Source organism: Anaerobacillus sp. 63XJN7_4_ISO-PGPR-S23-413, from assembly GCF_056173725.1.
The window spans coordinates 2,331,895-2,355,336 of the sequence record NZ_CM149688.1 but is presented as its reverse complement, the minus strand read 5'-3'; the positions used below and the strand labels follow the sequence as shown (position 1 = coordinate 2,355,336).

At 36.2% G+C, this 23,442-nt stretch carries 20 protein-coding genes and 1 pseudogene; 19 read left to right on the top strand and 2 right to left on the bottom strand.

Translation table 11 applies throughout. The annotated features are described in order from the left end of the window. The first annotated feature begins 192 nt into the window (after nucleotides 1-192). The 5 genes from AC0VYO_RS12445 (at nucleotide 193) to AC0VYO_RS12425 (ending at nucleotide 4,481) form a co-directional block, all read left to right on the top strand. Nucleotides 193-357, top strand: a complete 165-nt coding sequence (locus AC0VYO_RS12445; RefSeq protein ID WP_475367653.1) for a hypothetical protein — start codon at nucleotides 193-195, stop codon at nucleotides 355-357. 514 nt (nucleotides 358-871) lie between these two features. Next, entirely contained in the window at nucleotides 872-1,564 is a 693-nt protein-coding gene (locus tag AC0VYO_RS12440; RefSeq protein ID WP_194221836.1) for a MerR family transcriptional regulator, read from the top strand. A 45-nt stretch (nucleotides 1,565-1,609) separates the two neighbouring features. Beyond that, nucleotides 1,610-2,098, top strand: coding sequence for a hypothetical protein (locus AC0VYO_RS12435; protein WP_194221835.1), 489 nt, complete (start codon nucleotides 1,610-1,612; stop codon nucleotides 2,096-2,098). A 114-nt stretch (nucleotides 2,099-2,212) separates the two neighbouring features. Beyond that, nucleotides 2,213-2,749 carry a hypothetical protein gene (locus tag AC0VYO_RS12430; protein ID WP_475365313.1) on the top strand — a complete coding sequence of 179 codons (537 nt, stop codon included), beginning with the start codon at nucleotides 2,213-2,215 and terminating at the stop codon, nucleotides 2,747-2,749. Nucleotides 2,750-2,990: 241 nt separating this feature from the next. Next, the gene (locus tag AC0VYO_RS12425; protein ID WP_475365312.1) at nucleotides 2,991-4,481 is read left to right on the top strand and encodes a helix-turn-helix domain-containing protein; all 1,491 of its coding nucleotides are present in this window, start codon (nucleotides 2,991-2,993) and stop codon (nucleotides 4,479-4,481) included. A gap of 79 nt (nucleotides 4,482-4,560) precedes the next feature. On the opposite strand, the gene AC0VYO_RS12420 is transcribed toward AC0VYO_RS12425, so the two are convergent. Next, entirely contained in the window at nucleotides 4,561-5,451 is an 891-nt protein-coding gene (locus AC0VYO_RS12420; protein ID WP_475367652.1) for a fructose bisphosphate aldolase, read from the bottom strand. 387 nt (nucleotides 5,452-5,838) lie between these two features. Between AC0VYO_RS12420 and hutU the strand changes: the two genes are divergently transcribed. The 10 genes and pseudogenes from hutU (at nucleotide 5,839) to AC0VYO_RS12370 (ending at nucleotide 16,425) form a co-directional block, all read left to right on the top strand. Continuing rightward, nucleotides 5,839-7,506, top strand: a complete 1,668-nt coding sequence (gene hutU, locus AC0VYO_RS12415) for a urocanate hydratase (protein ID WP_475367651.1) — start codon at nucleotides 5,839-5,841, stop codon at nucleotides 7,504-7,506. Nucleotides 7,507-7,519: 13 nt separating this feature from the next. Next, the gene (hutI, locus tag AC0VYO_RS12410; protein ID WP_475367650.1) at nucleotides 7,520-8,794 is read left to right on the top strand and encodes an imidazolonepropionase; all 1,275 of its coding nucleotides are present in this window, start codon (nucleotides 7,520-7,522) and stop codon (nucleotides 8,792-8,794) included. Continuing rightward, on the top strand, nucleotides 8,791-9,777 hold the full coding sequence (locus AC0VYO_RS12405) for an agmatinase family protein (protein ID WP_430242923.1): 987 nt from the start codon (nucleotides 8,791-8,793) through the stop codon (nucleotides 9,775-9,777). Before hutI ends, AC0VYO_RS12405 begins: the two co-directional genes overlap by 4 nt. Before the next feature lie 116 nt (nucleotides 9,778-9,893). Further along, a complete protein-coding gene (gene hutP, locus AC0VYO_RS12400) occupies nucleotides 9,894-10,319 on the top strand; it encodes a hut operon transcriptional regulator HutP (protein WP_475367649.1) in 426 nt (141 codons plus the stop codon). Between the two features lie 105 nt (nucleotides 10,320-10,424). Beyond that, entirely contained in the window at nucleotides 10,425-11,942 is a 1,518-nt protein-coding gene (gene hutH, locus AC0VYO_RS12395) for a histidine ammonia-lyase (protein WP_475367648.1), read from the top strand. A 151-nt stretch (nucleotides 11,943-12,093) separates the two neighbouring features. Then, on the top strand, nucleotides 12,094-12,360 hold the full coding sequence (locus AC0VYO_RS12390; RefSeq protein WP_475367647.1) for a hypothetical protein: 267 nt from the start codon (nucleotides 12,094-12,096) through the stop codon (nucleotides 12,358-12,360). 163 nt (nucleotides 12,361-12,523) lie between these two features. Further along, the gene (locus AC0VYO_RS12385) at nucleotides 12,524-13,087 is read left to right on the top strand and encodes a DUF6241 domain-containing protein (RefSeq protein ID WP_430242915.1); all 564 of its coding nucleotides are present in this window, start codon (nucleotides 12,524-12,526) and stop codon (nucleotides 13,085-13,087) included. 82 nt (nucleotides 13,088-13,169) lie between these two features. Continuing rightward, nucleotides 13,170-13,346 (top strand): annotated as a pseudogene (locus tag AC0VYO_RS12380) (DUF255 domain-containing protein); the annotation flags it as partial. Nucleotides 13,347-13,431: 85 nt separating this feature from the next. After that, nucleotides 13,432-14,943: a recombinase family protein gene (locus AC0VYO_RS12375; RefSeq protein ID WP_475367646.1), complete on the top strand. Its 1,512-nt coding sequence runs from the start codon at nucleotides 13,432-13,434 to the stop codon at nucleotides 14,941-14,943. 186 nt (nucleotides 14,944-15,129) lie between these two features. After that, on the top strand, nucleotides 15,130-16,425 hold the full coding sequence (locus tag AC0VYO_RS12370) for a hypothetical protein (RefSeq protein ID WP_475367645.1): 1,296 nt from the start codon (nucleotides 15,130-15,132) through the stop codon (nucleotides 16,423-16,425). A 616-nt stretch (nucleotides 16,426-17,041) separates the two neighbouring features. Here AC0VYO_RS12370 and AC0VYO_RS12365 read toward each other — a convergent pair. Then, entirely contained in the window at nucleotides 17,042-17,944 is a 903-nt protein-coding gene (locus AC0VYO_RS12365) for a hypothetical protein (protein ID WP_475367644.1), read from the bottom strand. 703 nt (nucleotides 17,945-18,647) lie between these two features. Between AC0VYO_RS12365 and AC0VYO_RS12360 the strand changes: the two genes are divergently transcribed. From AC0VYO_RS12360 to AC0VYO_RS12345, 4 genes are all read left to right on the top strand, one after another. Next, on the top strand, nucleotides 18,648-20,069 hold the full coding sequence (locus AC0VYO_RS12360) for an ApeA N-terminal domain 1-containing protein (protein WP_475369060.1): 1,422 nt from the start codon (nucleotides 18,648-18,650) through the stop codon (nucleotides 20,067-20,069). A 2,235-nt stretch (nucleotides 20,070-22,304) separates the two neighbouring features. Then, nucleotides 22,305-22,532: a helix-turn-helix transcriptional regulator gene (locus AC0VYO_RS12355; RefSeq protein WP_475367643.1), complete on the top strand. Its 228-nt coding sequence runs from the start codon at nucleotides 22,305-22,307 to the stop codon at nucleotides 22,530-22,532. Between the two features lie 15 nt (nucleotides 22,533-22,547). Continuing rightward, nucleotides 22,548-22,946, top strand: coding sequence for a hypothetical protein (locus AC0VYO_RS12350; protein WP_475367642.1), 399 nt, complete (start codon nucleotides 22,548-22,550; stop codon nucleotides 22,944-22,946). Between the two features lie 16 nt (nucleotides 22,947-22,962). Continuing rightward, nucleotides 22,963-23,442: a hypothetical protein gene (locus AC0VYO_RS12345; protein WP_475367641.1), complete on the top strand. Its 480-nt coding sequence runs from the start codon at nucleotides 22,963-22,965 to the stop codon at nucleotides 23,440-23,442.

Sequence of the window (23,442 nt, the reverse complement as noted above, 5' to 3'; positions counted from 1 at the left end):
GCTATTTACTTTTAGTTGAAAGATTATGAAAAAGTTTTGAGGAAAGTGAGGCGTATCCTTGTCTATAGCCCCCTTCTAATGATTGCATCTGTCTAGTCTTATTTAATCGCATATCCGCTGGGATATTCACCGCTCGGTTACGCAGGGCTAGAAGCAAAAGAGGATACGCTAGTTCTACAATCTCATAACGTCTTGGGGCTGAAAGAGGATAGAATTACCTATGAACCACAAAAAGGTGAGGAATGGAAGGTTGAACTTCTTAAAGATCTGGTCAATCAACAACAGACTCAATACCCCTTCTTCTTCATCCCTATCATGGTGGCGATATTCTGGGGAGGATTCGAGCTTCTTAGATAAAAATCACAGAAGAGAGTTCTGTTCCAAGGTTTCCTATATGTTCTTGTTCCAGCATTATCATTAATTGGACACTTGAATGATATAAAAGATATTCTTCAGAACTCTGCCTAAAATGTCTACTAAGGGTTTCTTAGTACCTTCATCTTTTTTACACGAGTATAAAATCAACCTATTATTTATGAAAGACGACACCTGATCCACTAAGGATTTAAGTGTCGTCTTTCTTTTGGATAAGGTCCACTAGTCAATTCTGCTACATCATATACAACGAATTTAAGCAACTAACAAAACAAACTTAATGTCGATATCTTTCTCTGAAGGAAAAATGGTGTCATGATTCGTCCAATGCTGTTAAACCGTTTCAAAACATTACAACAAACGGGGAGGGTTTGGTAGATTAGCGCTATATTTAAGAGTCTCTGTCTGTTGATAAGAACCTTTGTCATCTGGCAGGAAAACTGGTGTAGAGGTATGGAATAACTCATTATAAAATCAACGGGGAGGAATGATGAAGATGAATAATACTTTGATGATTTCCAGGGTGGCTTCCATGTTGAACGTGTCTCGTCATACACTGAAATTATGGGAAGAGCAATTTGCTCCGTTTTTAACTATACCACGTGATGAAAACAACGCTCGGACGTATACAATTGGCGATATTGAAGTGCTTCAATTAATTAAAAATATGAAGGAAAGCCATGCCGAAGATGAGGTCATTATTAATGCATTGGATCAACAAGGAAAAGGAATTGAAAATACTCCTGAACCGATTAACAATCCTGCTGATCAGACTGATATTCAATCATCTCTCTCAAAAATTGTCTCCTTTGTTGAATCTGATGAAGTGAAGAAACTACTGAAAATCGATGAAACGGTTAAACGGTTGGAGAAGGATATTGTCCATCAGGTTCATGAAATTGTTCATGAAGAAATAGCGACTGCATCAGATGCTCATGCAACTATTAATCAAATGGAACTCAATTCTATCGGTAAAAAAATCGATAATCTTGCTGATATTTCAGTCGATGAGCGTGAGTTTTATCAATTTGAGGTGACAAAAGAAAGAAAAATTGCTGAAGATCATATGTCAGCTCGAGAAGAAAGACTGATGGCGGTGGTGCAGGATCGCTTCCGTGATGAAAGTAGATCACATGATCCTAAATGGGGCGTAACGAAAATTAAAAATATATTCGGATTTGCGAAATAAGGAATTGTAATAGAGTAGAGAGAAATCCGAATGGGGGAAGATGAAATGGATCAGGTTAAGGTGATGTTTTCCATACTCAGTCTCCTCGTCGCTGCTACATTTGCGGCTCTCTATATTTATATTTTCTCACTGCATACCGAAGTGAATGGTACAAAAGTGAAAGCGAATGATCAAGTGGTATCTGCTGCATCATTCCCGGCCGAATATAAACAAGTGGAAGAGTTTGTCGGAGATTTTCATGCTTTTTACAATCGAACAACAGGCTATGGCATGATTGATCGTCCGATGGACATAGAAGCCCAACAAGTTCAAGCGGATGCTGCTGTAGCTTATATTAATGTGTTTTTAGAAATTGGTGTAGATCATGACGATCTTAAGAAGGACTTAATGGCGATTAAGGCTCTTGCTAGTATAGAGATTACGACGTCAGAGGTTCGAGAAATTCATAGGTATTTTCATGATCTTGATAAAGCGCTGAACAACTACGACCACGAAGATACCTTTGGTGTCACCGTTACTTTAGGAGATCAATAAGATGAACCATTCCACTCATGCCGTATAGCCAAAAGCGATATCGATTAGCTTATGAGATATCGCTTTTGTTGCGTTAAAGATCAGTTTCATAATAATAAGGGAGGCTATGTCTTGATGAATACCAGACTAAGATTCATCATACTTGGTCTAGCGACACTAGGTAGCTTGGCCCTTACCATTTATGCCCTATTTTCCATAAACGAAAATGTGCAAACTTCAAGTAAGGAACTTGTATCGTCGGTTTTGGAGGATAGACAAGTTTATTCGAAGGAAGAAATGAAGGATATTGCCTCTCTTCTTCCTGAAAAGACAGATTTGGAAAACGTGAATGCATTTATTGCAGCGAATCATGCCTATTACAATCAGACAACAGGATTTGGAGAAATATCAAATTTGAATATAAATGATCAAACCGATAAAGCTATTGAAATCGTTTCTTATATAAATTTCTATGCAAACAATGAGGACAAGGATCTTGAAAGAGACCTTCAGGAGATCAAATCCATCGCGCTTCGTTACGTTGAGCATGCAAGTCAAAAGGATGTGCAAATGCTACATCGCTATTTCCATGACCTCGATATTGGGTTAAATGGCTACGGAGCATACGATAAAGTATGGGGTGTTACTGCTGTACTTGGTAAAGGTGAATGAAGAAGTCTTAAACTTATAATGAAGAATAAGAAGGATTGCTAAATGACTAGCATGTCCTTTTTTGTTTTGTCATAAAAGAGTTTATATGAATGATGAAAAAACATTGTGATATGTGCATTATTTTGACAAAATGAATGATAAAGAAAGTTGAAATAAGTGAATTTTTTAACAAAGGATAATCCGCTGATGATGTAAGGTAGATTAAACGAAATGGTAAGTAAAAAGTAGGTGAGAAAGATCTATGTACAAACTATTAATTTCAGACCGTGATTCACGAGAACTGAGCGGATTAGAATGGTTAATTTCAAAGTATTCCTTTCCTATTTCCTTATTCATAACTGCGAACCATCTAACAGAAGTGATGACTATGTTAGAAAGGGAATTACCAGATGTGGTTTTCATTGAATTAGATATGATCCCCAGGGGGAAGTGGGGTCTTATGAAAACTTTTATTAACCGGTATGCAGGTGAAGTTATTGCTGTGACGGCAGAACCAACGTTTGAACGGGCAAAAGAAGCGATTGAAATCGGTGCAATAGACTTAATCGTGAAACCGCTTTCTCCCCTAGAGGTGAAAACATCTCTGCAAAAAGCCTTTCGTAATGCTAAAGCGGTAAATAAGACACTGTTAGGAGGAGAGGCATACGAAAGAGTTTGGTATAAATCATTGTTTATTGATGATCAAGTAAACCATCACTTTCCAGTATATTTAATGAAGTTAGAAAAAAGCGATTATCTTGAGGAGTTGCGTCAGTTTATAGATCAATTTGATTTTTATAACAAGCCCCTTGTCTTTTCAACCAGTGATCGAATCGTGGTTGTATTTGAGAATGCCATTCCAGATTCAAATAGTCAGGCACAGCGCTTCTTACGGGAGTGGGAGCAGTTGAATGAATCGTCCCTCGTAATAGCGGTGCATCATGGGAAGTCAGATCTGTCACTACACCAAATTTATATGAAGTTAAAGAAAGTTATGGAAATGGTGTTCTTCACTGGCTACCAACAAATTCTTCGTGCTGATCAAGATGAAGCCTGGGAGGAGATAGATCCATTTTTGACGATTACAGAACAGCGGAAGTGGGTTTTCATGCTTGATGAATCTTGTGTAGATGAAATGAAAAAGTGGATGTATGAGCAATTTTATGGAATGGAACCTCCATATCCAGACCCAGGATTGCTTCGAACACGTTTAACAAGCATTCTTGCTCAAATTCGAAGATTTATGGTTCGAAAAGGGTTGACGGATGTCCGTAATGAAACTTTGTATAAAGAAGTGTTTGAATCGATATTATATAGTTCTGTACTCTACCGAATTGTACAGGACTTAATATTATTCATCACACAACTTCTTCATCAATTAGCCGATAACCCACCTTTAAAAAGAAATATCATTGAGGAAACGCTCGCTTACATTGATGATCATTCCAATGATCCTAATCTATCATTAGAAGAAGTAGCTAATCATGTCCTTCGCAATCCAGCTTACCTAAGCCATACATTAACACAAAAATATGGACGGTCGTTTCGTGAAATATTAACGTATACCCGTATTCAAAAAGCAAAAGAGTTGCTCATGACTACACAAGAAACTATTCAATTCATTGCGCGTGAATCAGGATTTAAGAGCCCGAACTATTTTAGTCGAGTTTTTAAAGAAGTCGCAGGGCAAACTCCAGGAGAGTATCGACGGTTTCAGTCGAATGAACCGAAAGTCAAGAAATTCTCCACATAACAAACGGGTGCGAATACATTCTCGTATTCGCACCCGTTTCATATTGATAAAAGAAATACACTACTATATCTTCTTGTTACTATTTTTTATTAACTGAAGCATCATAAATGGAATCAACCGCACTTTGCAACGCTTCATTAAATTCTGCATCAGACTGATTCGCATTTAAATCAGCTGCTAATGCTCTCGAAAAGCTTGCAATCAGACCATCATTTTCTTTCAGTTTTTCATTGGCTTCATCACGAGAATAGCCGCCTGAAAGTGCTACAACGCGAAGAACGCGTGGATGTTCAATCAATTCTTTGTAAGCATTTGCTCGCGTTGGAATTGAAAGCTTTAGCATGACATTTTGATCTTCAGATAAATCATTGAGTTGCTTCAAAATTTCATCTCGCAAAATCTCTTCAGATTTCTCTTTGCTTTCACTATGAATATTAACTTCTGGTTCAATAATTGGCATAATATCAGTCGCTAAAATTCGTTTGGCGATTTCAAACTGCTGATCTACGACTGCTTTAATGCCACTTGGATTAGGCTCATGGATGACAGAGCGCATTTTAGTTCCAAAAATCTTTCGCTCAGATGCACGACCTAGCGTCTCATCTAAATCATGAATTGGTTTCATAAGCTGTACGCCATTCTCTTGATCTGCTAGTCCTTTATCCACTTTTAGGAAAGGAACGATCCCTTTGTCTGCAAGAAAGTCTGCTGTATACTTTCCTTCGATTTCGCGGTCCATTGTTTGTTCGAATAAGATAGCGCCTAGAATTTGGTCTCCACTAAAAGCGGGTGAAGTAATAATTCTTGTACGCATCTGATGTACTCGGTCAAACATTTCATCTTCGTTAGAGTAGGAATCTTCAGGAACGCCATATTCTGCGAGCGCCTTAGGAGTACTACCACCACTTTGGTCTAACGCTGCGATAAATCCTTTTCCGTTCTTGATTTTGTCAAATTGACTGTTATTCATGTTCTCCACTCCTTTTTGATTCTAAACTTTAATAAAGCAACCACCTATACTCTTCCCAATATTACGTCATACATAACACGGAATTTCTTAGATAACAGAATACTAATAAAACCGATATAAAATATCGCTTTTTCTATTTTCATAGACGTTCTTAAACAGATGGTTCCCTACATTCATGAAACTTACCCGACTCGGCTTACTTTTAATCATGTGATGGAAATAGCTTAATTACTCTTTATAAAATAATTACTATTCGTTTTGATAGCAGCTTAAACTGATATCGTTTTTTATAAATAATGTGCTATTATTCGAAAATTGGTCATCTATTTCCATAGTGATTGTCATGCTACGATTTCAATATGAACGCATTTCGAAAGGATGGGGAGTATGTCGGATATCAAATCAAAAAGAGTGACGCAGTATAGAGGCACAGAGCTTCATACAAAAGGCTGGGTTCAGGAGGCAGCTTTACGGATGCTTAGTAATAATCTACATTCTGATGTGGCAGAAAATCCAGATGAACTTGTTGTATATGGAGGAATAGGAAAAGCGGCACGTAACTGGGATTGTTATGAGGCGATCGTGAATTCGTTAAAAGTGTTGGAAAATGATGAAACGTTGTTAATACAGTCTGGAAAGCCGGTAGCTGTTTTCAGAACTCATAAATATGCTCCGAAGGTATTAATTGCTAACTCTAATTTAGTTCCGGCATGGGCCAATTGGGAGCACTTTCATGAGCTTGATCGAAAAGGGTTAATGATGTATGGCCAGATGACGGCTGGCAGCTGGATCTACATTGGAAGTCAGGGAATTGTACAGGGGACATATGAGACGTTTGGTGAATGCGCCAAACAGCATTTCAATGGAACTTTAAAGAATACGATTACCCTAACAGCTGGCTTAGGCGGGATGGGGGCTGCTCAACCGCTAGCTGTAACTCTTAATGGTGGCGTTTGTATTGCGATAGAAATGGATCCAAAGCGAATGGAGCGGAGAATTGAAACAAACTATCTTGATACTTCTACTAATAGTCTTGCTAAAGCGATTGAAATGGCGAAGAATGCAAGTGACAAAGGAGAAGCGCTTTCGATTGGTTTACTTGGTAATGCAGCAGAGATGTTACCTAAAATGATCGAAAAGGGTTTTATTCCAGATATTCTAACAGATCAGACTTCGGCACATGATCCCCTTAATGGATATATTCCAGTGAAATTAGATCTAATAGAAGCGAATAGGTTAAGGATAGAAAATCCAGTCCAATATAATAAGCTGGCAAAGAAAAGTATCGCTACACACGTTCAAGCTATGCTTGATATGCAAAAACTCGGAGCCATCACCTTTGATTATGGAAATAACATTCGTCAAGTGGCAAAAGACGAAGGGATTCAAAGTGCATTCGATTTTCCAGGTTTTGTACCGGCTTATATTCGCCCGCAATTTTGTGAAGGAAAGGGTCCATTTCGCTGGGTAGCTTTGTCGGGAAATCCAGAAGATATTTATAAAACAGATGAAGTGATTTTAAAAGAGTTTAGTCATAATGAACACTTGTGCAATTGGATTCGAATGGCAAGGAAGAAAATTAGTTTCCAGGGACTTCCCTCACGTATTTGTTGGCTCGGCTATGGAGAACGAGCTAAATTCGGAAAAATTATAAATGATATGGTAGCGAGCGGAGAATTGAGTGCACCAATTGTGATTGGACGTGATCATCTTGACTCTGGCTCTGTAGCTTCACCAAATCGAGAAACAGAAGCCATGAAAGATGGAAGCGATGCTGTAGCCGACTGGCCCATTTTGAATGCCATGATTAATAGTGTAGGTGGAGCAAGCTGGGTCAGCGTTCACCACGGTGGCGGTGTTGGAATGGGATATTCTCTCCATGCAGGGATGGTCATTGTAGCAGATGGCACAAAAGAAGCGGAAAAACGTCTTGAACGTGTGTTAACAACTGATCCTGGTATGGGTGTCATTCGACACGTTGACGCGGGGTATGAACTAGCAAGGAAAACAGCAGAAGAGAAAGGGATTCAAGTCCCGATGCTACGAAAGAAATAGGAGGTGGATGGTAATGACAAAGCGACTATTAATAAAGAATGCGGCCCAGCTAATTACGATGGAAGGTTATTCCAATCATCCTGCTAGAAAAGAAGAAATGTCGCAAATTGGAATGATTGAAGAAGGTGCGGTTTATATGGAAAATGGAATTATTATTGAAGTAGGACCAAGCGCCGACATAGTTAATAAGTATCAAGATTCTATTCATGCGTCAGAGATCATCGATGCAACAGGGAAAGTGGTAACGCCAGGGCTGATAGACCCTCATACGCATTTAGTTCATGCAGGGACGAGAGAAAATGAATATGCGATGCGATTACATGGGAAGACGTATATGGAAATCATGGAAGCAGGCGGGGGGATTCATGCAACAACTCGCGCGACCCAAGAAGCGAGTCATGAAGAACTTTTCGAACAGTCTAAAAAACGCTTGAACAAATTTTTGTTACACGGTGTGACAACACTTGAGGCCAAAAGTGGTTACGGGCTAACGCTAGATCATGAAATAAAGCAATTAGAGGTAGCTAAACTATTAAATGAGTCGCATCCTATAGATATCGTTTCAACCTTTATGGGTGCTCATGCTGTTCCTTTATCAGAGAAAAGCGATCCTGAAAAATTCGTCTCGAAAGTGATCACTGAAATGATCCCTGAAATAGCAAAGCGGAAGTTGGCTACTTTTAATGATGTTTTTTGTGAACGGGGTGTTTTCACACCGGATCAATCAAAGCGAATCCTTGAAGCAGGTAAAGCTCATGGACTAATTCCCAAAATTCATGCAGATGAAATTGAACCTTATGGCGGAGCGGAACTAGCTGCATCCGTTGGGGCCATTTCAGCAGATCACCTTCTCAGAGCATCGGATCAGGGGATAAAGGACATGACAGACGCTGGAGTAATTGGCGTATTACTTCCAGGAACAGCATTTTTCTTAATGGCTGATTTTGCAGAGGGGAGAAAAATGATTGATGCAGGAATAGCCATTGCGTTATCTACTGATGCGAATCCAGGGTCATCTCCCACACTTTCTCTCCCATTTATTATGAACTTAGGCTGTTTGAAAATGGGATTGACACCTGAAGAAGTGTTGACTGCGACTACAATCAATGCAGCCCATGCAATTGGTTGTGCAGATGTGGCTGGAAGTCTTGAGTTTGGAAAAAAAGCAGATTTCACAATATTTGATGTTCCGAATTATCTAACTCTCTCCTATCAATATGGAATGAATCATGTCGATACCGTCATTAAAGGGGGAGTGCCACTCGTAGTAGGAGGCTACCTGCAATGAACGATTATCCATATCCAATGTTAAATCGCCCTAGTATGATTTGGTCTAAGCAAACAGATAAACGAGTTGATCTAAAAGTCCATGAATGGATTGAGACAATAGGGGAGAGGAAACCACATTGGGAGGAATATGACGTTACCATTCTCGGGGTACCTTTATCTAAATCGTCTATTAGTACGTCTGCTGCTAGTGAAAATCCTGATGCCATGCGAAGAGCTTGGCGGGCATTTGGCACTTATAACCTTGACGAAGAGGTTGATCTAGCTCGTATAAAAGCAATAGACCTTGGAGATGTCAAGCAGCATGTGACGGATATCAGGTACACACACCAGCAAATTCAGCAAGCGATGGTAGCTATGAGAGAACACCATCCACATACTATACCGTTAATGATGGGTGGGGATCATTCGATTACTGCTATGTTAATTAAAGGCTGGAAGCAAGTTCATAACAACGAAACGATTGGCATTTTACAATTGGATACGCACTTTGATTTACGTGATTTAGCACATATCGGTCCAGCAAATGGAACGCCGATTCGTCAATTAGTAGAAAGTCACACAGTTGAAGGAAAGCATGTTCATACGATCGGATTGCATGGTTTTTTTAATAGTCACGAGTTGAAGAATTATGCTGATCAACACGGCGTTCACTACACTACGATGAAGAAGGTAAGAAAAAACGGGATTCGCCACATTGTGACGGATGCCTTAGCTCAATTAGAAAAAGTGGTTGATACGATTTATTTAACGGTTGATATGGACGTCCTTGATATCGCTTATAACCCGGCAGCACCAGCAGCAACGCCTGGTGGTATGAGTACGGAAGAGCTGTTTGAGGCTGTTCAGTTAGCTGGTGAGCATTCGAAAGTAAAAGCAATGGACATTGTGTGCCTTGATCCCAGAAAAGATGTAGGGGAGATGGGGGTGAAAAGCGCCGTTCATACGATGCTCTCATTTTTAACAGGCGTTTGCAGAAGATAAGGAATATGATCCAAACTAAATCATCTTGACCGCACGTGTTGGTAGCGCTTACAATTAAGTGAGATATTAGTGAATAGTAGAATGATAGACAGGTGAGAGTATTGGTACAAAAAATTTTGATTGGAAAATTAGCGATGCTTGTAGCTTCTTTAACTCCTGAAGAGTTAGAACCATTTTTAGCTCAGCTAAAAGATGTTGATTACTGTCAGGGAAAGTCAGGATCTATGAGCATGCAAAAAGTAATATCAGCTGTCGAAACATCCGCAAAAAGGAATAATATTATTTCGGAAGACCTCTATCGAGAAACGCATGCGTTGTATCACGCCATCTTAGAAGCATTAGAAGGGGTCATGCGGGGGCAAATTGGAGCAGGTGACATGATGAGGACTGTAGGCTTGCGTTTTGCAATAGTACGCGGCTCTCCTTATGAGCATTATGACGAAGGTGAGTGGCTTGCGGTAGCTTTCTATGGAACAATTGGTGCTCCGGTGAAAGGTCTTGAACATGAAACGTTTGGACTAGGAATAAATCATATAGGTTAAAAGCTGCCTAAAGTCATTAGCGATGAGGAGGCGGCAATGGAACAGTCTGTTCCATTGTCGTCTCTTTTTTTATGGCGATCAAATTACTGAAAGAAGGGGATCGACATGATTCAATTAAACGGAACTAATTTAACATTAATCGAAATGAAACAACTTATTTATGGTGGAGAACAGATTACGATTGATCCAGTCAGCATGAATAAAGTGAAGCGGAGCAGAGAGGCTGTAGAACGGATTGTCGCTAGTGGAAAGACTGTATATGGGATCAATACAGGCTTCGGTAAATTTAGCGATGTTCGTATACAGGATAAAGATGTTGATACACTTCAGCTCCATCTCATTCGTTCTCATGCGTGCGGGATAGGTGAATACTTCCCAGAATCAGTGAGTAAAGCAATGGTTGTATTAAGATTGAACGCTTTACTCAAAGGATATTCTGGCGTGCGTCCTTGTATTGTGGAGCGCCTTTGCCATCTTGCGAATGAAAATATCATTCCAGTTATACCAAGTCAAGGTTCTCTTGGTGCTTCCGGGGATCTAGCACCCCTATCTCACCTTGCGCTAGTTCTGGTAGGGGAAGGAAAAGTGCACTATAAGGGCAGCATCGTTCCTACAAAAAGTGTGTATGATGCTCTCTCTTTTCCTGCTCTTTCCTTAAAGGCAAAAGAAGGGCTTGCACTAATTAACGGTACACAGGCGATGACGGCGATGGGAGTCATTAACTATATTGAAGCAGAGCGCTTAATAAATCAGTGTGATTGGATTGGAGCAATGACGTTTGAAGCGCTTGAAGGTATAGTAGATGCCTTCCATCCAGCGATACATGAAGCGCGTGGGTATCCAGAACAAATGGAAGTTGCAGAGCGAATACGAACGCTCACAAACGATAGCAAACTCGTGACACATCAAGGAGAGAAACGAGTACAGGATGCTTACTCGCTGCGCTGTATCCCGCAAGTACATGGAGCTTCTAGACAAAGCTTAGCGTATATTAAAGAAAAACTTGAAATCGAAATGAATGCTGCAACAGATAATCCACTCATCTTAGAGGATGGACAAACGGTTGTGTCCGGAGGGAATTTTCACGGTCAGCCCATTGCAATTGCGATGGACTTCTTAAAAATAGCTGTAGCCGAAATGGCTAATATTTCGGAACGACGAGTGGAGAGGCTCGTTAATCCTCACCTAAATGATCTCCCAGCATTTCTAAGTCCGGACCCTGGTTTGCAGTCTGGCGCCATGCTCATGCAATATGCGGCTGCTTCTCTTGTATCAGAAAATAAAACGTTAGCACACCCAGCAAGTGTTGATAGCATTCCATCTTCAGCAAATCAGGAAGACCACGTAAGTATGGGGACAATAGGGGCTCGTCATGCTTATCAAATTATATTGAATGCCCAAAAGGTAGTCGGCATTGAAATGATTTGCGGGATGCAAGCATTAGAAATTCGCGGAATCTCGTTAGCTTCTGTATCAGCTCAGAAGCTTTATGAAGAAGGTCGATTAGTTGTCCCTTCCATCAAGGAAGATCGTGTTTTCTCCGAGGATATCGAAGCTCTTACAAAATGGTTAAAGACAGATCAGTTTGATTGGTCCATTAATCGTCAGTTAATTCCAGGATAAGGCGTAGCTAATCAGAGGAGAAAATAGTGAAATAAGCTAAAAAGGACAATGCCTATTAAATAGGATTGTCCTTTTCAACGTCATCTCTTAATCTTCGTAAAATTCGTGGTCCGTTTCAAAGAGAACTTCTTCCTGACAGGATACACAGTCATTGAAGCATCGTGTGAAGTCTAAAGGAAATAAACGACGACAAACGTTAGAGCAGTATCTAGAACAGCTCGGACCAGTTTGGCGACCTCTTGTGTCACTATCTCTTGGTCCACATCCTCTAGATCTACGACCAGTTGCTTCACCTTCTGTTTGGTTGTTTCGTTTAACATATGTTCTAGGGTTACTTGCATTACGGCGGTTTCCCATTTTAACACCTCCTGTCTCTCAATACTTTATGTCGAAAGAGCTGGACATGCTTATCCATTAGCCTAATAAAACATGCAAATATTCAAGTTTCGAATAAATTTTCAGAAAATAGTTTATTAACCTTGTATTTTTAGAAATGTATGTAAAAATAGGTATAAATGTCCTTTTTGGACTTGCGGAACGTTAAATCTAAACAATCCCTTCCCGATTTGAGAGGGATCGATTTGTTTAAGGAGTTGGAACAGTCAATGCCATCTACAAAAACATTAATCATTTCCATTTCTACTATTTTGGTCTTCATATTTGGATTCACTTACTGGTTTATTTCTGATTTAGGTTGGGATTTAAAAGAAACAACGAATGAAGCGGATACCGTTGATGAAGCGACTGGATCATCTGTTGACCCTGCGCGCTATGTAAGTGACAATGAAGAACCGATTAGCGCTGAAGGCATACCAAAGGAAAGCAAATTTCAGGATTACATTCACGGCATGACTCATCAAAAAGTGGTTGCTAAAGATAAATGGGGAATCTATCAAATTTCAGAAGAACGCATCGATAATATGTTAGAAGTATTAGAGAAAGTACAGGGTACGAATGAAGAATACAAATATCAAGATTTTTACGTTGAAACATTAGAAGAATGGGACGAGGGAGATTTTTCTAATGCGGTAGAAGTTCATAATTACATATGGGATTTAAATGGAGGAACAATTGGAAAAGCAAAAAGATTAATGACAACCGAAGAAGAGCAAAAATATATTGATCAGACATATGATAAGCGGTAATCCCGCTTATTTTTGTTTTTAGGATTATGGAGCACATTTTGATACACTGAAGATAGATAAACCAAGAGACGGAGGGTGTAACGTGAAAAATCAAGCCAATCAGCCATACGAAAATAAGTTAATTCATGAAAAATCGCCCTATTTGCTTCAGCATGCTCACAATCCAGTAGACTGGTATCCATGGGGAGAAGAAGCGTTTGAAAAAGCGAAGCGGGAGGATAAGCCTGTTCTCGTTTCGATCGGGTATTCGACCTGCCATTGATGCGTAGTTTGTTAGACTAACCACCTTTAATATGTTAGTATTTTAGCTGTTTAACAGTATTTAAAGGGGTTGCTTTTAGGTAATGGAATACATAGATAGAATTAAACGAGTAGCAATTTATTTGAGAAAGTCACGAAATAATGAAGGCGAAGAAACGGAAGAAACTCTTCAAAAGCATAGAAACCGTTTATCAGATATTGCTGAAAAGAATAATTGGAAATATGAACTGTTCCAAGAAGTTGGAAGTTCTATGAATGAAAATAGACCTGAATATATAAGGATGCTAGACGATTTGAACAGCGGATTATTTGATGCTGTTTTATCGGTTAACCTTGCACGGGTAACCAGAGATGATGAAGAAGCACCTAAGTTCATGAAGCTATTAAGAAGAAAAGAGATACTATTTATTAATGACAATGAAAAGATATTTGATCTTGAAAACCAAGATGATTGGTTTAATTTGAAGGTTTCAGGCTTTTTAGGAAATGTTGAGTACGAGAATATAAAACGACAGTTAAGAAAAGGTAAGTTGGATAGTGCAAAAGCGGGGAAATGGTCTAATGGTAAGCCAAACTATGGATATGTTTACAATAGACTTGATAGGACACTTGAAGTTGATCAGGAAAAAGCAAAAGCTGTTAAACTAGCTTATCAACTGGTTATAGATGGAATGGGTGTTGATAATATAGCTATTGAATTAAATAAACTTGGTTATCGAACTAACAAAGGGAATTATTTTCATGGTCATAGTATTAAAAGAATTATTGAAGCACCGATTTATAAAGGTACATTGGTTTCTAATAAGTTAAAGGGTAGAAATATTAATGCTGGTAAGGTTAGACCTGAAGAAGAATGGATTGTTATAGAAGATGCTGTAAAGCCTTGTATCATTGAAAAAGAAACATGGGATTTAGCAAACGAGAAACTTCAAGAAAGAAAGAGATTGTTCCCACGTGCTAAACAAAGAAGGCATGGTTTATCTAGTTTAATTAAATGTGCTAATTGTGGTAAAGCACATGCAGTAAGTTATCGCAAAGATAGAAACAACCAGAAGGTAATTCAACCTTGCAAGAAAAAAGACACATTAGGGAATACGTGCGGTAATAGAGGGTTTAATTATAATACAATGCTAGAATTGATCATTTCAGAAGTCGCTGAACATAAACAAGAAATAGCTGAAGAAGTATCCACTTTCAAAGAAGACCCTAATGCACTGAATGCTAAAACCTTAAAATTGGAACAAATAAACGCACGTATTATTAAGGTTGAAAAAGCATTAGATACCTTACAGTATCAACTTGAAGAGGATTTGATCACTATTCCTCGCTTCAAAGAACGTAATAGGGCACGTAATGATGAATTAAAACAATTAAAAGATGAGTATGCTAACTTGTCGGATACTACTGAACAAGATCAGCTAGATTATAAGAAAGATTATTTAGAACGGCTGGATGTATTTCTAAATAAGTGGTATTCACTAGAAGATGAAAAGTTAAACGAGGGTTTATCTAGCTTTATTGAAAAAGTAGACTGGTATTATCCTAAAGGAATTGATGCACCACAGCTAGAGATAGTTTGGAAACAAGCAAATTAAATCTATGTAGATTAGTTATTAACAGTTCTATTTCGAGTAGGAATTACTCTAGTAGGACTGCTTTTTTAATTATAGGCATTATTATTAATAGCACATTTTAATGTTTTATATGATGATATTTAGATGTATGATTAAGTTTGGATTTGTTAAGATAATAAATTACATTAATAGAATTGGAGAATTGAAATGAAAATAACCGATATACAAAAGACATTCAATAGCGAAATTGTGCCATTTTTCGAATCGGTATTAAATAAAATTAATGAAAATATTAATCAAAAATCGTTATGGAAACAATACTTTTCTTCATTGAAATTAGAGTTGCTTTTTGATGGTGACTACATGGGGGAAAGTGATAAGGATTTTATTCAATATAGCGTTTATATAAAGAATGATATAGAAAAACATAATCTAAAAGTAACCTCGGGCACCAACCTGTTATCTAAAGGAGAAAATGACCTTAAATACATATTAAATAGTATTGTTGATAAAACAAGGAAACATTTTACAAATGAGGTAGTGGAGAATTCCAAGCCTAATAATATAGCTATATATTTTTATGATATGTTTAAAAAATTCTACCCTAATTTACACTTGGAAGACCTAGGGGAATATAAAAAATTCGAACTATACAATTGGAATTTTGAAAAAGGGATATTTGCTTTTACTGCGAATCGTATTAATCTAATCTTTCCAAAGTATGACTTCCTGGATGCTAGTACAATTATAGATACTTCCGCCGATAACAAGAAAATTCTAATTACAAATAAAATTTTCGATAACCAAGAAGAACACTTTGTAGGTTTTGATCAAATAATTGATTTTGATGATATCTTAATTCATATTTCCGAGTTTGGTTTTATAGATAATATTAATTTTTACAAAGAAGCCACTAAATTAAATACCAAGGAAATTTTTGCGATATTTGATGTATTAAATACTAAAGTGAAGAATGAAGTTTATGACTTACAGAAAAGGTTATTAAACCTTCCTGAATCAAAAGGGGATGCTTTAGAAGATTATGTCTCTGAATTTTTAACATATTGTTTTTCAGATCTATATGAAGATTTTAATCTTAGGACACAACATGCTGACAAGGGCGGAATAAGAAGAAGAGATTTTATTATAGATAACACCAATTCTAAAAGTGTATTCTTCAAAAAATTAGAAGGGAAGGGTTCTGATTTTTTACTTTTTGATGCGAAAAATTATTCCGGTGAATTAAGTACAAATGACTTAGATACTTTTTTTAGTTATATGAGAGAGAATGAGTATTTTGGGAATTTTGGGGTGATTTTATCGAGGCATGGTTTAAAACAAAATGCTGAGGATCACCGCACTAAGTTGCTATTAACTCAAAAACTAAAGTTAATTGTTCTTGATCAGGAAGATATGATAGAAATGCTGAATTTATTAAATAAAGGTCAAAACCCAGTAGATATAATTGAACAAAAATATAAAGACTTATTACTTCAACTTTAGACCATTTTGTTCCATGATTTTAAATGCAAGTTTCTCACTAGGGAATTGACTTTTACTTTTTTATGCTTATCTTAAACTTGATGGGAATTTTTTTAATTATTTATTTGGTAGCTTGTATGATACCTTTTGTAATCAATTTAATATCTGGTTGGTTTCTATGTTTTACTACTATTGAGATTGATTTACCATTAATCGTCTTTGTTACATTTTTCGATTCCATTTAGTTTACCTGCCTTCAACTGTTTTTTCTGTTACAAATCCTAAACAGTGAAAGGTTGATTTTCAGACAAGATCAAACAAAGTAATTTGTTTTACTAAAGAAGTAATTAAGGGTTATTTATCAAAGTAATTACTCTTTTTTCTTTGCACAACTACATAGAAACAAAGTACATTAAATAAAAAAAAGCACCTGCAATTTGAATAACCATCATCAGCTAAATGAGGTTGAACAAATTAACAGGTGCTTTTCGTTCATGAAAGGAAGTATTTTTTAAACAAAGTAAGAAAGTAAACACGAATTAAAGCATTAGTTTTCCTTACCTGAAAGGGGTTGTAGAATGTCACCTCTACACCTTTAAGTGTTTAAGCTGCATAAAAAGTATGACAGGTTTTCATATTATTTTATTAGCATTTTACCAGTATCACGGAATGCAAGAACTGTACCTTTATGCGGTGGCTTGTTTGAACGATAAACCAAGAAGGGGTTAACCATTATAAATGGTGAGTGTGTTGAATCATGTTGATAAATCAATGGTGTGTTATGCAGAGTTAGTTTCATGAGTTTCTTTTTTAAATCATGGGGTCTATTAACACCTACTAATTTAGCTGTTTCCTGCATTGTCAAAGGATAGCAGTGGTTTATCTCTTCTTTGGGGAATAAACATACTGTATTTGTTACAGGGTGAATGTAAGGAAGTAACTGAACACATGAGTAAACACTAGTAGCTGTATTTTCTCTGTATAGTTCCCTGAACTGTTTACAATACAGTTTGATCAGATTATTTTCATTTTGATTAGTAACCGATGGTGAACCTTTAAAAATGAGATTGCTGTTGAACTTTAAATACACTTTTTGTTTCGTGTATTCTTCAGGCTGGATAATTTCAGTCCTGATCAGTTTGTCATAGAAAGCATAAAACTGTTTCTTACTTTTAAATTCTAATACCTTCATGAGTTTGTTTTTTAAAATATAGTTACCGTTATCGTGTCGCAAATATCCACCTTGTTCTTTATAGGTGACATAAGTTCCTAACAAAATGATTCGAGTTTTGTCTGCTGGTGTAAAAGTAAAATCTTCAAGCAATGCCTGAAGCGTATCAGCTAAAACGAATACGAAAGAACCACCAGCGATCTCATCAAATTCAGTTTTATTCTCACGATCTAACTTGTATTGAGTTTGTTTCTGTTTACCTTCAGGTGTTGAGATCGTTTTACCTTGAAGTGATCTATAATCTACTCCATTAAATAGTTCGCCAGTATCTAAGTTCAATGCGTTGACTAGTTCAATCTGTTTTGACATGCCATAACTAATCCTTTCTATGTCTTGTATTAGAAGGTTCATTAAAAAGACTTCTACATCCATAACAAGATATAGTGCTGTTTAAGACTTCTATAGGGGAAGGGGATATTCAAGTTTTTATGCATCTGGTGGTTATCAGGGTGGTGAAAGAGTTTCATTTTAGAGGTAGCATGACATATTAGACGTCATTTACGAAGTTTATTAACCACAAAGGTGTCAATTTGACGTGATTATTACCATGCTTTCATTATTCAACTTTATGCGTTTTAGTCCATATATAGTATTTATATGCATTTATATCGTTGTTATTGCATATATGTAGTTGTTTTTATGCACTCACTTAAATACCTGTTCTTCTTTTCTTTTTAGGTGACTGACATTGTACTAACTATAACCCATGAAACCTTAAACATTATTACTCACTATCGTTCGTAATTCGATAATAAATAAAACCATAAACACTTGATATAGTTATTCTGACAAATTATCAGATTAACAACGAATTTATTATTCTTGTTTTGTGATTTGGAGAAGCTTTAGCTTCGAGAAGACGAAGTGAGTGTAAGCGAACGTAGTATTGAATTTAAATATTTCCTATAAATTCAAGGAATTGGAAATTGAGTGTGGAATTATGTACCTTGTAACATACTACGTTAAAAGGTGGGATTGAATGGAACGGAATGCGAAGATAAATAACTTGTCTATGTTAGATGATTTTGAAGTTCAAGGTTACTGGTGGCTACCTGATCAAAAAGAAAATCAATTAGCAGGAAATTTATACTATGAAAATCAAAAAATAAACCTTCATGTTTTAGGTAGTTTCTCAAATGAGATTATTGAACATGATTACATTCATGGTATTACTATTAAGGGCGAAGAAATAACACTGTTTAATAATAAGCTAGCTAATGGAACATATAATATGCCTGGATTCCCTTCTCAAGAGTTTATGGCTATGTATTTTATTGTAGGAGATCATATAACAGATATAGATGAAATGAAGTTCAGGTCAGTCAACATTTCTAGTACTTATCTAACAAAGTGGTTTAACAATAGACCGTTTCATACAGAAGATAAATTGGATGAAGAATCAAATCTAATTAATCAATCAAACACTTTTATTGCACCAGAAGTTCATTCAGTTTATGTGAAAAGTATCGATTCTGAAATTTGTAACAACTATAACTTTAATCAAAAAAGTGATTCAGTTACTAAGATGAATCTTAAATATCGAGAATTTTTGAAAATAACCCCTGATGAGTGGCAAGATTTTGATTGGTATAGAAAGAATATTAATAAGTTAAATAGACTGTTATCTTTGTTTGTAGGTGAACCAGTATACCTAGAAAGAATGGTATTGGAAGGTGAAATTGAGGATACTGGATTTGGCGAAGGTTTTAACGGAACAAAGAAATATCATGTCTATTTTAGTCAAAGAGAAGTTAAGGTTAATGAAAAGCTTATCTCTGGTAAAATGTTGTTTACATATCCAGAGGTTAAACAGAATTTAGGGGTTATCTTTGATAATTGGTTTGAAAAAGAATCTTATTTAAATAACGTCCTTAATTTATATTTTGGTGATATTTATAATGGCAATGTAGATTTAGAGACGAAGTTTTTAAATGCTGTCCAAACCTTAGAGGTTTATCATAGGAATTTAGGTTATGGTAAGGTGTTTAGTGATGAAGAAAAAGACAAAGATTTAAATATTATCAATGAAGCGTTAACTGGTTTAATTCCTGATGATAAACTAGCTGCAATCAATAGTAGGTTAAAATATTATAATGATTATTCGTTAGTAAAACGCCTTGAAGATATCGTTAAAGATAAGCTAAACAATGACACAAAAGAATATCTGTTTAAAAGTAATACTAAAGCAGGTTCATTTATCTTTAAATCTGCAAATACAAGGAATTATTTAACTCATTATGATGAAACTAGTCAGGAGAAGAGATTTGTAGGTGTAGAGATGTTTTATGCGACAAAACTTCTCAAAGCATTGTCAGGCATACTTTTACTTAAAGAATTGGGCATCGATGAATCAATTGCATTAAATAAGGCAAAGACAAACCATAGTCTTTCGCAATTAATAGCAATATCAAAGAAAGAACTTAACTTTAACTAAATCGTTATTAACTAATTAGGGTAGGTATTAAACTATCCTTTTTTTAAATTGTGACAGGAAATTGAATAGAAACATATAAATTATATTGGGGAAATTCCATGTGAAGTGGCTGGCAGGTGGAAAAGAAATTAAGTGTTAAATTATTTTCTTTACTTCTCATGTTTGTTTAACTCTGAAGTAGACTGATGTCTCTATAAAACAGCACAAAACAGTCTAGTTATTTTATGCATTTTTCCCTTGTTCAGAATCAGAATACCGAAAGACTTTTAGTTCAAAAGCCTATTATATCAAGGGTGTATAAAATACTGCATATCTAATAATATTTGAAGATTATTGAATGTTGTTTTAACAGTGTTTATGCATTAGATCGACTTCATATAGTCAACAATATGTAAACTAAAAATGAGTATACAATACATAGGTATACAGTCAAAGCGTTGCTATACTGAAGCACTGTTATTCTATTCTGATCAGCACAAACAAGACAGAACATAGACTGGTGATAGCATCAGGTTAAGAGTGCAGTATTTAAACAGGTTATGCCTTCACCTTATTCTATTAAGCTGTACCAGCACTTGATTAGTTTAATAGGGGTACACCAGCACTATTTTAATAAAGGAGTGGGGGTGCAGTTAGAAATAGCAAGGGATAGGGGTACAATTAAACACAAGGGGGGTGTGTGCTGTTTTTAGTGCAGTACCTACCATATATGAATCAGATAGCACTGGTAAGCTACTGACAGGCTACACAGTGGATATATAAGCATACTGCACAGGCTACACTGATACTATGCTGATAAATGCAGTGAGACAGCACCAGCATCATTAGTATTAAAGAGTTATAAAGGTTGTGTTCCATAAAGGAATACGAAGTTTATTGTTTAATATCAGTTGATAAACAGCGTATTTATTAAGTGTTCCTTTCAAAAACAATAGATAAAAAACAGCGTGTTCCCTTTGTTGGTGCAGTTATTGCAGTTCATTCTTCATTGATTGTTATTGTTATTTAGTTTAATTCTATTTCATTCAGTTTGATCAGCAAACACTATTAATTGAATGCCTTTAGAAGTTCACACAAAGCGTTTAAAGAGGTTTTGAATATTAATATACAAATACATAGCAATAACTAGATAAATGCTTATGAAAAGGCACTATGAAAGGCATAACCCCACCATATGGGGGCACAGGGGGGGGGATATCCCTGACTCCTACCAAATCAATATGTAGAAAGTGATTTTCATGCCTTCCCTTCCTTCCAGTACCATGCAGGGGGTAACAAGTTTTACTAATACCAGTGAATTAAAAAGTACTTCAGTAATTATAAGAAGAATTTTATCTTCTCCATCTATTTCCTTCAGCACCTTCACATTCTTCCACACTGCTTCACTGTATTCTTCTATATATCTTCAGTATTAAAACCCTTCTAATGTTAAACAGTCTGCACAGTCCATTGTGTGGCTTTCTATGATGATACCCATGATTAAGATTTACCTGATTAAGTTGAAAAGAGAACTGTTCAGATATAACTAGAAAAGATTTATGTAATTGTTCGTTTTCTGTTCAGAATAAGTTAAGCAGCAAGGCAAGTTCATTCGGTTTTTAACCAAATACAGCTGAACTAGGAGTAAATATTATTCGGATATTAGAGACAGACTTAAAAAATTTAAGTTAGTTAATCTGATATTGCAGGATATAAGGCCAAAATGCTTTATACCTACTTAAAAAATTTAAGTTAGTCTCTTTCGCTGATATAAGTTTCTTAATTGTTCAGGGTTAAAAAACTTAATACTAACTAGAACTTTCTTTTATAACTAGATTTATTCTTTATAAATAAAGAGACAGAACTACCTGATAAAGTACCCTGACATAACATGACATGAAATATTGATCAGAAAGCATTTAGTAAATAAGTGTCTGTATTTGATCAGTTTCATGTTAGGGATTTAGATGTTAAAGCGTTTCTTTCAAATATAACTGAAGAAACCATTTCATTTTATATAAATATCAGGCACAAGTCGTACTTTAGGGGGTTCTCATTAACTTAAAGGTAAGGACATGGAAACGGCATAATTCCCTTTCACGATGTTTCTACTTTACATTTAATTACCTTATTTCATTTGCAGATGGGAAAGTAAATTTTCCTAAAGTGTGTAAAGGTGCTGGTGTTTATCATCAGTGCTTTTTTATTTGGTTAAGAGTAATAAATAATCACTAGTTTTAAAAGGGGGGTTGGTACATGACAAAAGAAATGGTGAAGCAATTACGAGTTTTAGCTGGTTTCAATCAAAGAGAATTAGCTTCGAGTGCTGGTGTTAGTCAAACGCTGATCGCACTAATTGAAACAGGTGATAGAAAACTGAATTCAAACCTTGAAAGAAAGTTGTATGAAGTATTCGGTTCTGCTGGTATTGGTGGACAAGAAATAGCATTAATCAGTGACTTTTTAAATAAAAGCAAGACATAGAAAGGAGTTTAAATCATGAGAGGAATCATCATCAAATTAGAACAGATTCAAAAGAAGCTAGACAATGGAACTTACATGAATCAGAAAGAAAAACTTATCAAAAAGGTTGAGAGTATCGAAAGTGAAGTAAGAAACAAAAAATATACGCATAGAGAAGTTCGCTATGACAATGACGTACAAGCACATCTTCCTGTATATCGTGCATGGGTTCGTGCAGGTAAATATAAAACCTTATCTGACTTATACGAACTAAAGCACGAACTTTCAAAGGAAGAAACAAACGTTTTACGTGCCAATGCAATTATTAATAAATTGATCAGTACCGATTTACATCAGAAAGAGGTGACTGCAACTATTAGAACATTTGCTTCACGTGCCAAAAGTAAGCATGGAACGATTCTAACAGCGAAATAAGAAAGGGGATGATAGTTTGAGTGCAAATTTAAAAGCAAAAGAACTAATTGATGCCGTAACAGTGCCTAAAGGATTAACAGAAAGACAGGTAACACTAGCAAAGCAATTTGTTAGATCAAAGATGGAAGAAGGCTTTACTATAAGTGAATTTTGCCGTAGTAACAATTTGAGTTCTAAGACTTGGTACGGCTGGATGGAGAATCCTGATTTTAGAAATTATGTAGAAGAAATTCAGGGTGCAATTATTCCTGATGATGAACGAGAAGCGTGGCAGGAACTAAAGAAAAAAATTAAAAAAATTGCTTATAAGAGTGATCCATCAGTTAAGGAATATGATCTTTTTATGGATACATTCGGTTACGTTGTAGCTGATGATAAGAAACAAAGAATGGAAGCATTAGGTTTGACTGATGAAAATGGCAAAGGCAAAGGAACAGCTTCAGGTAAATCACATCAAGAACGTAAAGAAAATCTATTAAGTAAATTAAGGTGGTAG

Coding starts and splice junctions, on each gene's coding strand:
- AC0VYO_RS12440 (WP_194221836.1), top strand. CDS start 872: ATGAATAATACTTTGATGATTTCCAGGGTGGCTTCCATGTTGAACGTG.
- AC0VYO_RS12435 (WP_194221835.1), top strand. CDS start 1,610: ATGGATCAGGTTAAGGTGATGTTTTCCATACTCAGTCTCCTCGTCGCT.
- AC0VYO_RS12430 (WP_475365313.1), top strand. CDS start 2,213: ATGAATACCAGACTAAGATTCATCATACTTGGTCTAGCGACACTAGGT.
- AC0VYO_RS12425 (WP_475365312.1), top strand. CDS start 2,991: ATGTACAAACTATTAATTTCAGACCGTGATTCACGAGAACTGAGCGGA.
- AC0VYO_RS12420 (WP_475367652.1), bottom strand. CDS start 5,451: ATGAATAACAGTCAATTTGACAAAATCAAGAACGGAAAAGGATTTATC.
- hutU (WP_475367651.1), top strand. CDS start 5,839: ATGTCGGATATCAAATCAAAAAGAGTGACGCAGTATAGAGGCACAGAG.
- hutI (WP_475367650.1), top strand. CDS start 7,520: ATGACAAAGCGACTATTAATAAAGAATGCGGCCCAGCTAATTACGATG.
- AC0VYO_RS12405 (WP_430242923.1), top strand. CDS start 8,791: ATGAACGATTATCCATATCCAATGTTAAATCGCCCTAGTATGATTTGG.
- hutH (WP_475367648.1), top strand. CDS start 10,425: ATGATTCAATTAAACGGAACTAATTTAACATTAATCGAAATGAAACAA.
- AC0VYO_RS12375 (WP_475367646.1), top strand. CDS start 13,432: ATGGAATACATAGATAGAATTAAACGAGTAGCAATTTATTTGAGAAAG.
- AC0VYO_RS12370 (WP_475367645.1), top strand. CDS start 15,130: ATGAAAATAACCGATATACAAAAGACATTCAATAGCGAAATTGTGCCA.
- AC0VYO_RS12365 (WP_475367644.1), bottom strand. CDS start 17,944: ATGTCAAAACAGATTGAACTAGTCAACGCATTGAACTTAGATACTGGC.
- AC0VYO_RS12360 (WP_475369060.1), top strand. CDS start 18,648: ATGTTAGATGATTTTGAAGTTCAAGGTTACTGGTGGCTACCTGATCAA.
- AC0VYO_RS12355 (WP_475367643.1), top strand. CDS start 22,305: ATGACAAAAGAAATGGTGAAGCAATTACGAGTTTTAGCTGGTTTCAAT.
- AC0VYO_RS12350 (WP_475367642.1), top strand. CDS start 22,548: ATGAGAGGAATCATCATCAAATTAGAACAGATTCAAAAGAAGCTAGAC.